The sequence below is a fragment of the Streptomyces sp. NPDC048516 genome (assembly GCF_043199875.1).
Classification (GTDB): Bacteria; Actinomycetota; Actinomycetes; order Streptomycetales; family Streptomycetaceae; genus Streptomyces.
In genome coordinates this window covers 362,525-372,882 of the sequence record NZ_JBICWS010000009.1, presented here as the reverse complement: position 1 = coordinate 372,882, position 10,358 = coordinate 362,525, and the positions used below count along the sequence as shown (strand labels likewise).

Below are 10,358 nucleotides of genomic sequence, written 5' to 3'. Positions count from 1 at the left end.
GCCGCCTCACCGGCGAGAACACCATCTCCTGGCGCGACCCCACAGCACAATAAAGACCGCATCACGGGATGAAACAACAGGATGAAACGACCTCTTAGAGGGCCGTCCATCCCCTCACCGCTCACGCGTCAGGCGGTCGCGGCCTCGTAGAGCGCCTTCGGCAGCGTGGCGAGCCGGCGACCGGACCCGCTCGGCCGCCCGTGTACCGGGCCGGAAACCGTCCGCGTCAGGTCGGATCCCGCAACAGGCGCCCCGCGCGCCTTACGGTTCATCTCGGGCAATTCCCCCTCAGGCGGGATGGAGTGGTCGACATGATGTGCGCGGCGGCAGCCGACGGCGGTGGGTCCGAGTCTGCCCCGGAGCGGCCCGCGGAGTCCGGGCGGCAGTCCTTGGCGCCGCTGCTGGCGGTGTGCGCCGGGTATTTCATGGTGATCCTGGACGTGACGATCATCAACGTCGCCGTGCCTGTGGTGGGCCGGGAGCTGTCGGCCTCACTCACCGGCATCCAGTGGATCACGGACGGATACACCCTGGTCTTCGCCGGGTTCCTGCTGACCGGCGGAGCGCTGGGCGACCGGCTGGGGAACCGACGGGTCTTCTGCACGGGCGTGGTCGTGTTCACCGCGTCCTCGGCCGCGTGCGCGCTCGCGCCGAGCGCCCCGTTCCTGATTGCCGCCCGGCTGGTGGAAGGACTCGGCGCGGCGCTGATCGTGCCCGGTTCCCTGGCTCTGCTCCAGCAGTCCTACCCGGCAGCCGCCACACGCTCACGGGCCTTCGGGCTGTGGGGGTCGATGGCGGGCATCGCGGCGTCCGCCGGGCCGTTGCTGGGTGGACTGCTGGTCTCCACCGCGGGCTGGCGATGGGTGTTCCTCATCAATCTGCCCGTCGGCCTGGCCTGCCTGGTGCTGACGCTGCGGCATGTGGCGGCCTCGCCCCGGCGCGCCGGGCGGGTTCTGGACTGGCCTGCGCAATGCCTGGTCGTGGCGACAGTGGCGCTGCTGACGGCCGCCCTCAACGAGGCCGGGCGTCGGGGCTGGTCCGATCCGGCCGTTCTCGCGGGGCTGGCCCTGTCCGCCACGGCGGTCGCGGCACTGGTGACGCGCGAGCGGCTGGCCCGGGCTCCCGCCCTGCCACCTCGCCTGCTGCGGTCACGTGCGATGAGCGGCGGAGCCCTGATCGGCCTGCTGTTCAACTTCGGCTTCTACGGCATGGTGTTCACCGCCAGCCTGGATTTCCAGCACCAGCGCGGCTACAGCGCCCTCGGCACCGGAGCGGCCCTCTTCCCCGCCGTGGCGATGACCATGTTCGCGTCCGTCCTGTCCGGGCGGCTGACCCGCACCACCGGCGACCGCCCGCTGGTGGTCTGCGGCATGCTCCTGGCTGCCCTGGGGCTGGCGGGCTGGGCCGCGGCCGGAGCCGCCCCGGCCTACCCCCTTCTGGTGCTCCCGATGATGGCCGCAGGCTTCGGCACCTCCTTCGCCCTCACCGGCTCGACCTCCACCGTGATGGGCGCCGCGCCCGAGGCGTACTCGGGGACCGCCTCCGCGTTGTTCAACACCACCCGCCAGATCGGCAGTGCCATCGGCGTAGCTCTCGGCGGCACCTTGCTCGCCACCGCCACCGACTACAACGCGGGAACACGCCTGAGCATGACCCTCGGCGCGCTCGCCTACCTGACCGCCGCGGGGTTCGCGTGGCGGTGCGTGCCTGCGAAGCCCGGAAGGGCCCAGAGGAGCAAGCGGCACGCCTGGATGCGTCGATAGTCGGTACTCGGTGGCCGGCACTTGGTGGTCGGCTCCCGGTGGCCGGCTCCCGGTGGTCGGCACTTGGTGGTCCGCACCCGGTGGTACGCACTTGATGGTCGGCACCCGGTGGTCCGCACTTGGTGGTACGCACTTGGTGGTCCGCACTTGGTGCTCGGTAGGACATGGCGCCCGGGGCCGGTCTGAAGACGTCGTAAGTGCCAGGCCCCACCGATTCGGCATCCTGCCGGCGGTACGCGGTTGACGAGCGGCGAGACGAAGGCGGGATCCTAGCCGATGGGTATCGGGCGTCAACCGCTTTTGCGCATCATCGCTGAATCGGTTCCTTTGCCTCGTGCAAAGATTAGCGTGGCTCATGCCCCAGCAGTCCGTTGCGCCACAGCGCTCGTAAGCGAATTGTCGCGCACTCCAGGAGGCATGATGAAGTCTCATGCGCGAAATCCCAGGCAGTCATCCAGCCGTGGCCGGGTGATCACCATCACCGTCGCCCTCATAGCGGTCATCGCCACCGTATCCGTGTGGCTCGCCCAGCGAAACAGCTCCGCCGACGAACCGGTCTCCGCCCACCTCCCGGCAGCAGAGGCGGGCCCGGCAGCCCCTCAGTCGGGAAATACTGGGGCGGTCACGGCGCTGGACAAGACGTTCCTCACCAAGGTCCGGCAGGCCGGGTTGTGGGAGATGCCGGCCGGACGGCTCGCGCAGACGCATGCCTCGAGCGAAGCCATCAAACGCGCCGGCATGCATCTGCTCGAAGGGCACAGCAAACTCGACCAGCTGGCCCGTGAGGACTCCGACGCCCTGAACGTGCCGATCCCCGACCAGGCCACCCCCGAACAGCAGGGCTGGCTCAATCAGCTCAAGGACGCCCAGGGCCGTGAATTCGACCAGCTTTTCGTAGACCTGTTGCGGGCCTCTCACGGCAAGATCTTCATCACCATCGGTGAGGTCCGGGCGGCCACCAAGAACACCCTGATACGGCGGCTGGCAACCCAGACCAACAACACCGTTCAGGACCACATGGACGTCTTGGAAGACACCGGTCTGGTCAAGGACTCCACCCTCGATGACGTCGCCTCGACCATTCCCAAGTGAGCAAGCCGCCAGGTGGCGCTCCATCGCGTCAGCGCTCCAGCGCTCCAGCCGTGATCCGTACGCTCCGCTGGAGCGGCCGTCAGTAGCGGCCTCGGTCGGATCAAGTTGGATCTCCGGGATCCGCACATGCGGTGGCCGGCTCAGAATCCACTCCACTGCCGCGGCCACATCGCGGGCCAGCAAAGGGTGATAGGGCCGATCGGCCACGTCGTGAACGCGGGGCGTGTCCGATCCAGACAGTACCGACGCGAACTCCGTGTTGGGCGAGCCGGGTGACAGCAGCGAGATCCGGCAGCCCCCGACGGCCCGCTGTTCTCGGGCCAGGGAACGGAGGAAGGCCGTCAGCTCTCCGTGCCCGCGGCCATGCCCAGCAGCCAGGATCGCCGCCCGGAGCGGCGGCTCGTCAGAACCTCCCGGCGCGCCGGAGAGGACCTCCTCGACCGCGGCACCCAGTTGGCAGGTGCGGGAAAGGTCCCACGGCAACGCCGTTGCATGGATGCCGTGACGGTCCGAGAGCTCACCGGCCAGCGACCGCAGGCGCTCGGCGCGGCGGGCGATGAGCACCAGATCATGTCCCCCTGCCGCGAGTTGGCGCGCGGTGGCCTGACCTATGCCGCTGCTGGCCCCGGTGATCAGGACCCTGCCCGGTCCTGAGGATGGGCTGTTGCGTTGGCTCACACCGACTCCTTCTCAGCGGCTGCCCGGTCGACGGAGGCGTGAAGATCTGGCGGGAACCACAGGCTCGGCGACGCCATGAGCGCCACCACCGCAACCCCGACCAGCACCGGCACGATCCCGAACCGTGCCGCCAGGCCTCCGCCCACCAATGCGCCGATCGGCATCGTGCCGGTGAGGACTGCCTGGAGGAAGGCGTTCACCCTGCCTCTCAGATGAGCTGGGGTGACCAGTTGCCGTCCGGTCGTCATGGCGATGCTCCATACGGTGGCCATCGAACCGAATGCGAGCTCATATGCGATGAGAACGGGAAAGGCGCAGCCCAGTGACGCGGCCGGGATCAGGAAGAGCGCAGCCGCCGCGCCCAGCGCACAGTACTGCGTGGCGCGGCCCAGCCCGATGGTCCTGGCCACCTGTGTGGCCAGGAGGACACCGGCACTGGTGGCCACCGTGAACGTGGCGTACACCGTTCCCAACTGCCAGGACGGCAGCCCGAGATCGCGGGTCGCACAGAGCACGAAGAGCGCGCCGCCTGCCCCACCCCCCAGGTTGAGCCCGGCGGCGGCCAACGCCTGACGGCGCAGCAGTCTCTCCCGGCGGATCACCGTCAGTCCCTCGCGGGTCGCGTCCAGACGGGAGCGTGAGGACGGGCCTGGTTGGTCAGCCGGGACATTGAGGGCCGTCGGAAGCGCGAACAGCAGCATCGCCTCCACCGCGTAGGCTGCACTGTCCACCAGGAGGGCGGGGGCGGCTCCGACGACGAGACCGACCAGCACGCCGCCGAGTGCGGGGCCGCTGATCTGACCGATGGTGCGGGCGCCGGTCAGTGCCGGCCATCGGCGTGATTGCCGCGCACCACGATGAACCGGATGTCTCAATCCTGTCGAGTTACGTGGGCAGTTCACGCTTCGTCGAGCGGCCGGCGCCCCTACAGGTTTCGGCGGGGCCGGGTCGGGGAGGTCGGGGCGGCGCTCATCGTGGCGTGGCCGGACGACGGGGCCCGCCCAGGGCATGCCCGTGCTCCGCCGGCCGGCACACTACGGTTGACCGGTGGATGGCAAGGCCCGCACCCAGGTGCGGTCGCCCGTCAGGTAGGCGTCGACGGCAAGCCCCGCCTCGGCCACCACACTTTCGAATGCGGCCGTGGTCAAAGGGCATGACAGGAACGTCTGGGTCCACTGGGCGTCCGGGAAGAGATAGTGGATGTGGACGGACCGCATGCCAGGGCTGACCGGCTGGGATCGCACAACCCGGACGCGGCCGCCGGCGAATTCCCTCTCCCGTGGCAGGTTCTCGTGTATGTGCTCGGCCTCTCGCTGGATCAGCACACAGCCGTCATCGGTGACATGGCGTCGACAGGTGCGCAACAGCCCCCGGCGCACATCTGGATCACCGGCGTGAACAAGGAATGACCCCAGCAACACCACATCGAAGCGCTCGTTGAGTTCCAGCTCCTCGATGGGACTGCAGACCGTCAGGGCGCCGTTGACCCGTTCCAGCATCTCGCGGGATTCGTCGACGGCCGTCACGGTGAAGCCTCGCTCCACCAGAGGATGCGTTACCCGGCCCACGCCGGAACCCAGTTCAAGAATGCGAGTCTTGGCGGGTACCGCTCGTTCGATGATGTCCGGCTCGTCACCTACGGGGAGCCGTGCGTACATCTCGACTGCGCACCCGTCCGGCGTGATTGCTCCCGGCCCGGTTCCCTGGTATCCCTCGCGCACCCGCCCACTCATGCCCTCATCGGAACACAGCGAGGGGAGCTGTGGAAGCCTCACTCGTCCTGGCCCCTTCGCGTGATCGCCATCGCCACGATGCGCGTGGAGAGAACCACCAGCATCCGGAACTGCGGCAGCGTCACCCGCTCCTCGACCTCCGCGAGTGAACGCGCAGACACTGCGACCAGCAGTCTCGACGCCGTGAGCACCGCACGGGTCACCGCGTCCACATCATCCACGTCCCTCGCAGGGGCCTCACGCTCGGTCATCCCCCCTTTCTATCGCCCTTCGAACGCCGCCCACTCAATCGGCCACCCTTGATGCCCCGCTTTGGCGGCACTTGCCGCCTTCTGTGGAGGAGCTGGTGACAGGCTCGGCTGGACGATCACGTTCGGTGTCGGCGCCGACTCGACGCAGGTTCGGGGTCGGCGCGAGTCGGCGCAGGTCGGTGCGGGTCGGCGCGGTCGGCGCGGGTCGGCGCGGGTCGGTTCGCCTGCCACACGGCCTCGCGGATTGCCCTACCCTCCAGTACTGTTCGTTCGAACGAACGATGACGGAGGACGACTTGCTGAACATCAAGGGCTCAACCGTTCTGCTGACCGGCGCCAGCGGAGGCATCGGCAACGCGCTGGCCCGGGCGTTCGCGGCCAGAGGTGCCCACCTTGTGGTCACCGGCCGGCGCGCCGATGCGCTCAAGCAACTCGAAACGTCCTTGGGTGCCCGGCCCCTGGTCGCGGATCTGAGCAACCGCGAGGCTGTCGAAGATCTCGCCGAACGGGCAGGCCCCGTCGACATCTTGGTCGCCAACGCCGCCCTGCCCTCCAGCGGCCCTCTGCTCGACTACACCCCCCGGCAGATCGACCGGTCGCTGGATGTGAACCTGCGCGCACCGCTTCTGCTGTCCCGGCTCCTGGCACCGCACATGGTGGCCGCCGGCCGCGGCCACCTGGTCATGATCGGCTCGATCTCGGGCCGGACGTCCTCCCCGTCCACCTCGCTCTACAGTGCCGCGAAGTTCGGTCTGCGCGGCTTCGCCCATGCCTTGCGCCAGGACCTGCACGGCACGGGGGTGGGCGTGTCCCTCGTACAACCCGGCTTCGTCCGTGATGCGGGGATGTTCGCCGACACCGGCGCCACGCCACCCGCCGGCATACGTACCGTCAGCCCCGAACAGGTCGCGGCCGGCGCCCTCAGGGCGATCGAACGCAACCGTGCCGAGGTCAATGTGGCACCCCTCGAACTCCGCCTGGGCAGCGCCATCGGCGGGCTCTTCCCCACCCTGGCCGCTGCCGCCCAGCGCGGGGCTTCGCCCGCCTCCCTCGTCCAGCAGATCGCCCAGGCCCAGCGCCACCAACGCTGAGCGGCACGGCGCACCGCCACGGCGCACCGCCAGGATCAGCCGCCGCGCCCGGGTGCTCCCGGGCGCGGCATGCCCTGCCCTCGTTGTGTTGATCGGACGGTGCCGGGAAGAACCGATGCCAGTGTCGTGCCCCCGAGGAAGGCCGCACCCAGTTCGGTTGAAAATGCGGGCCCACAAGAGGGCGAGCCTGAACGACGTCCATCAGCCGCACCATCCCGTGGCCGAAGTCCGTTCCAGGACGGAAGAACATGCCGCGCTTGTCGCACCGCAGCTGGTTGCCCTGCGTGGCGGGCCCGTAGCCGAAGCGGCCGTAGACCGCGGCCTCGGCGGGACGCAGCGCGGCGATCGGCTCCGCGCCGTGCTCGTGCAGATCGGTCAGTTGTCGCCGCATCATCGAGTTGAGGATCCCGCGGCGCCGATGAGTGGGAGTCACACCGACCGTGGCGACTCCTGCCACCGGCATGGTGGCCCCAGGAACCGTCAACAGCCGACTGTAGAGAGAGGCGCCACCCACCGCGGTGTCCCCGTCGAATGCGGCGATGGTGCGCTGCAATGCGGTCGCGGCGCGCTGGTTGGCGACCTCCTCATCGGACCGGTCGACGCCATAGGTATCGGCGATCGCTCTGGCCCAGTCGGAGAACTCGTCCTCGGTGACGGCACGGAGCGGATACGGATCGGACATCGGATCAGTCATCGCGCCTGTCTAACGGACATCGAGCTGCGGCGCGATCGGTTCGGGGCCTTCCCTGCCGGAAACTGACCTTGGAACCGGTGCTCCTGGGGCCGGTGCTCTGGGGGCCCGTGCTCTGGGACCCGTGATCTGGGACCCGTGACGGCGGTCGGGCGCCAGGACCGCCGGTGAGTGGCGGCGGGAGCGTCACATAGGGTCGTGGCATGGACTTGACCGGGAAGGTCTGGGGCGCCGCCTCTACGGAGCAGGAAGCGCGCTATCCCTGTGATCCTCTGGTGGCGGTGCCTGCCGAGGGGTGGGTCCGGGCCGTGGACGTGGCGGCGCCGCCCGGCCTCGTCTTCCGTTGGCTGCGGCAGCTGACCCTCGCGCCGTACAGCTACGACTGGATCGACTTCCGCGGACGGAAAAGTCCGCGCACACTGGTCCAGGACCTGCCGGAACTGGCCCTGGGACAGCCCTTCCTCGTGTTCGAGATCGCGGGCTTCGAGACCGGGAACCACATCACCGGCGTGCTGCCGGCCCCGCTCGCCGAACGGCACGGCCAGATGGCGGTGAGCTACACCCTGACCCCGCTCGGAGAGGGCTGCCGCCTGGTGGTGAAGGTCGCTGCCGAGGCCGGGGGGTCACTCGCCCGCAGACTGCGCCGCAGGCTTCTGGCCTGGGGCGATCTCATCATGATGCGCAAGCAGCTGCTGACCCTCAAGAAGCTGGCCGAACGGGATGCCGGTGTCTGAGGGATAGGCGGCGCCTCTTCGAGCAGGGCGCGTCCAGTAGCGCGTTGTTCCGGTCGCCGGGCTCGGTGCTCGATCTCGTGCCACATCGCTATCCGAGCTGACCGTTCGCATTGTGATCGAAGAGTTCCTGAATACGGCGGAGCAGGGCTTGCCGTACCGCGTCCGGCGACAGGATGTGCAGCGGCGTGGCCAGGCTGAGGAGGTACCCGGCGAGGCCTTCCGCGTCGGGCCCACCGATGTCGACGATCGTGGCGTCGGGGCCCTCGGGACGGTGGGTACCCACTGACGACGGGATCAGCCTCAGAGCCTGGTTCATGGGCAGGGGGAGGCGGATGGTCGCTTGGAGCGGGTAGGGGCCGGTCGCGACGGAACGGGAGACGAGCAGCGCCGGGTCCGGTGGGTCGATGAGTTCCACCGGTTGCCCGGTTGGCTGTAGTCGGTCGACCCTGTCGGCCCGGAAGGTCCGCCACTGGGCTTGTGCGACGTCCCGGGCGACGAAGTACCACCGGCGTTCGGCGTGGACGAGGCGGTACGGGTCGACGTCCCGGACCGTGGCCCTCCCTGCCCAGTCACGGTACGACAGCCGGGCACGCTCGCCCCGGCGGCATGCGGCCGCCAGTTCCAGCAGCATGCCGGCCGAGATCTGCGGCTCGTCGGGCCTGGGCGTGTGGACAAAGGTGGCGTCCATCTCGCCCAGCCGGTCCGCGATCCGCCGCGGCAGGACCTGACGCAGTTTCAGCAGAGCCGACAGCGCGGCCTGGTCGCCGCCGAGAGCGCCGCTCAACGCGGCCTCGCGCATCCCGACGGCCACGGCAAGTGCCTCTTCGTCATCGAGGATCAGCGGGGGAACCCGCGCTCCGGCCCGGAGGCGGTAGCCACCCCAGGGGCCGGGGTCGGACTCGACGGCGTAGCCGAGTTCCCTGAGTTTGGCGATGTCCCGCCGCACCGTGCGTTCGGTCACTGCCATCCGGCCGGCCAGTTCACCGCAGGTCCACGACGGCCGGGCGGCCAACAAGGAGACCAGTCGCAGCAGGCGGGCGGATGTGCTGATCACATGCTGGAGTGTTCCACATGACCAGGACGGAAGGTGTCCTGGTCATGCCATAGCGTCTGCTCCATGAGTACGGCACACGCCTCCGCGCCCCCCTTCCGCTATGCGGCCGTCACCTTCGACTGCCCGGACCCCGCCGAACTGGCCCGCTTCTACGGCGAGGCTCTTGGTCTGCCCCTCGTCTTCTCCACTGACCATTTCGTCCTGCTCGGCCAGGAGGGCGGGGCCGGACTGGGGTTCAACCGGCTGTCCGACTACCGCCCTCCCACCTGGCCGGACCCGTCCCAGGAAAAGCAGGCCCACATCGAACTGGGCGTCGACGACTTGGACGCCGCCCAGGCCCGGATGCTCGCCCTGGGGGCCGTTGAGCCCGCATTCCAGCCGGATCCCGACCGGTGGCGAGTCCTGCTGGACCCCGCAGGCCACCCGTTCTGCATCTCCACTCTGGTCTGAAAACGACCTGCACACCCATACCCCTACCCACGAGCATGAGAATGAGCATGACCGCGCACCCCGACTGGGCGGTGAGCTCGCCGCTGTCAGGGCAGTGAGTTCGCCGCCGTCGGGGCGGGCGGGTCTTCCCCTTCATAGGCCGCCAATGCCGCTTGGCGGCTCTCCAGGACCTCGGCGAGGTCGTCGGGGAGCACGCGGTCCTGTGCCAGCTTCATGCGGGCCCTGGCCTCCACGAGAGCCCATGCCTGCCGGGCGCGTTTGTTGGCCAGGCGTCTGCTGTCGCTCCGGAGGAAGCCGGCGCCCGCCGCGCACCCCGCCGCGGCCAGAGCAACCAACGCCGCAGGTACGCGGGCGTCCGCCGATGCCAGACCCGCGGCTCCGGAGACGCCGGCGAGGAGAGCCGCGGGAAAGCCCAGAGCGATATCGGCCTTGACCCAGAACTCAGCCCTGCGGTGTGCCAGGTCCTTCTGCCGCGTCGCCTCGTCACATAGCCGTTCGACCTCGGCTCGCGGCCGGCTCAAGGGCTCGTTCCGGGAAAGCGGCACGGGTCCGGGGGAGGTAGTGGCCATGCCTGGATTCCAACACACAGGAAACACAAGGGACTTGTACGGGCATGCACAGACTTGAGGGGCGCCCGTGGTGGGCTCCTGACAGATCGACCGCGGCGGGGCGGCGGCGCGGAAGCGAGTCTGTTGTCGCTTCCGGCGAAGGAGTGTCCCGTCGGGAGCGCGACATGAGGTCTCCTCAAGGAGCGTGACTGAGGTCTCCGCAAGCATCGCCCGCGGTCTGGGTGGCCTGCGGTCTCCTACGGCGTGGCCTGT

Annotated in this window: 9 protein-coding genes and 3 pseudogenes; 5 read left to right on the top strand and 7 right to left on the bottom strand. The window is 69.3% G+C overall.

Going from position 1 to position 10,358, the window contains the following annotated elements; genetic code table 11:
• The first annotated feature begins 311 nt into the window (after positions 1-311).
• Together ACGFR7_RS20605 and ACGFR7_RS20600 are read left to right on the top strand one after the other, a co-directional pair.
• Positions 312-1,763: an MFS transporter gene (locus ACGFR7_RS20605; RefSeq protein WP_393321033.1), complete on the top strand. Its 1,452-nt coding sequence runs from the start codon at positions 312-314 to the stop codon at positions 1,761-1,763.
• Between the two features lie 468 nt (positions 1,764-2,231).
• Positions 2,232-2,855, top strand: a complete 624-nt coding sequence (locus tag ACGFR7_RS20600; RefSeq protein ID WP_393320990.1) for a DUF4142 domain-containing protein — start codon at positions 2,232-2,234, stop codon at positions 2,853-2,855.
• 423 nt (positions 2,856-3,278) lie between these two features.
• Here ACGFR7_RS20600 and ACGFR7_RS20595 read toward each other — a convergent pair.
• The 4 genes and pseudogenes from ACGFR7_RS20595 to ACGFR7_RS20580 all read right to left on the bottom strand — a co-directional run.
• A pseudogene (locus ACGFR7_RS20595) lies at positions 3,279-3,533 on the bottom strand (SDR family NAD(P)-dependent oxidoreductase); the annotation flags it as partial.
• Positions 3,530-4,408 (bottom strand): MFS transporter, encoded by an 879-nt coding sequence (locus tag ACGFR7_RS20590; protein WP_393320987.1) that lies wholly within the window; start codon positions 4,406-4,408, stop codon positions 3,530-3,532. The pseudogene ACGFR7_RS20595 and the gene ACGFR7_RS20590, both read right to left, overlap by 4 nt.
• Positions 4,409-4,567: 159 nt before the next feature.
• Positions 4,568-5,266 carry a class I SAM-dependent methyltransferase gene (locus ACGFR7_RS20585; protein WP_393320984.1) on the bottom strand — a complete coding sequence of 233 codons (699 nt, stop codon included), beginning with the start codon at positions 5,264-5,266 and terminating at the stop codon, positions 4,568-4,570.
• A 65-nt stretch (positions 5,267-5,331) separates the two neighbouring features.
• Positions 5,332-5,517: pseudogene (locus ACGFR7_RS20580) on the bottom strand (MarR family transcriptional regulator); the annotation flags it as partial.
• 299 nt (positions 5,518-5,816) lie between these two features.
• Here ACGFR7_RS20580 and ACGFR7_RS20575 point away from each other — a divergent pair.
• Positions 5,817-6,608 (top strand): SDR family NAD(P)-dependent oxidoreductase, encoded by a 792-nt coding sequence (locus ACGFR7_RS20575; protein ID WP_393321031.1) that lies wholly within the window; start codon positions 5,817-5,819, stop codon positions 6,606-6,608.
• A 349-nt stretch (positions 6,609-6,957) separates the two neighbouring features.
• Here ACGFR7_RS20575 and ACGFR7_RS20570 read toward each other — a convergent pair.
• Positions 6,958-7,290, bottom strand: a pseudogene (locus ACGFR7_RS20570) (GNAT family N-acetyltransferase); the annotation flags it as partial.
• A 212-nt stretch (positions 7,291-7,502) separates the two neighbouring features.
• On the opposite strand from ACGFR7_RS20570, the gene ACGFR7_RS20565 reads away from it, so the two are divergent.
• Positions 7,503-8,033, top strand: coding sequence for a hypothetical protein (locus ACGFR7_RS20565; protein ID WP_393320982.1), 531 nt, complete (start codon positions 7,503-7,505; stop codon positions 8,031-8,033).
• A gap of 88 nt (positions 8,034-8,121) precedes the next feature.
• Here the strand turns inward: ACGFR7_RS20565 and ACGFR7_RS20560 are convergent, their stop codons facing one another.
• The gene (locus ACGFR7_RS20560) at positions 8,122-9,087 is read right to left on the bottom strand and encodes a helix-turn-helix transcriptional regulator (protein ID WP_393320980.1); all 966 of its coding nucleotides are present in this window, start codon (positions 9,085-9,087) and stop codon (positions 8,122-8,124) included.
• Positions 9,088-9,150: 63 nt separating this feature from the next.
• On the opposite strand from ACGFR7_RS20560, the gene ACGFR7_RS20555 reads away from it, so the two are divergent.
• On the top strand, positions 9,151-9,537 hold the full coding sequence (locus ACGFR7_RS20555) for a VOC family protein (RefSeq protein WP_393320977.1): 387 nt from the start codon (positions 9,151-9,153) through the stop codon (positions 9,535-9,537).
• An 86-nt stretch (positions 9,538-9,623) separates the two neighbouring features.
• Here the strand turns inward: ACGFR7_RS20555 and ACGFR7_RS20550 are convergent, their stop codons facing one another.
• Entirely contained in the window at positions 9,624-10,058 is a 435-nt protein-coding gene (locus ACGFR7_RS20550; protein WP_393320973.1) for a hypothetical protein, read from the bottom strand.
• Positions 10,059-10,358: the final 300 nt, after the last annotated feature.

Bases quoted from the DNA above. Each gene is read 5' to 3' on its own strand.
- ACGFR7_RS20605 (WP_393321033.1), top strand. From the start codon at position 312: ATGATGTGCGCGGCGGCAGCCGACGGCGGTGGGTCCGAGTCTGCCCCG.
- ACGFR7_RS20585 (WP_393320984.1), bottom strand. From the start codon at position 5,266: ATGAGTGGGCGGGTGCGCGAGGGATACCAGGGAACCGGGCCGGGAGCA.
- ACGFR7_RS20565 (WP_393320982.1), top strand. From the start codon at position 7,503: ATGGACTTGACCGGGAAGGTCTGGGGCGCCGCCTCTACGGAGCAGGAA.
- ACGFR7_RS20555 (WP_393320977.1), top strand. From the start codon at position 9,151: ATGAGTACGGCACACGCCTCCGCGCCCCCCTTCCGCTATGCGGCCGTC.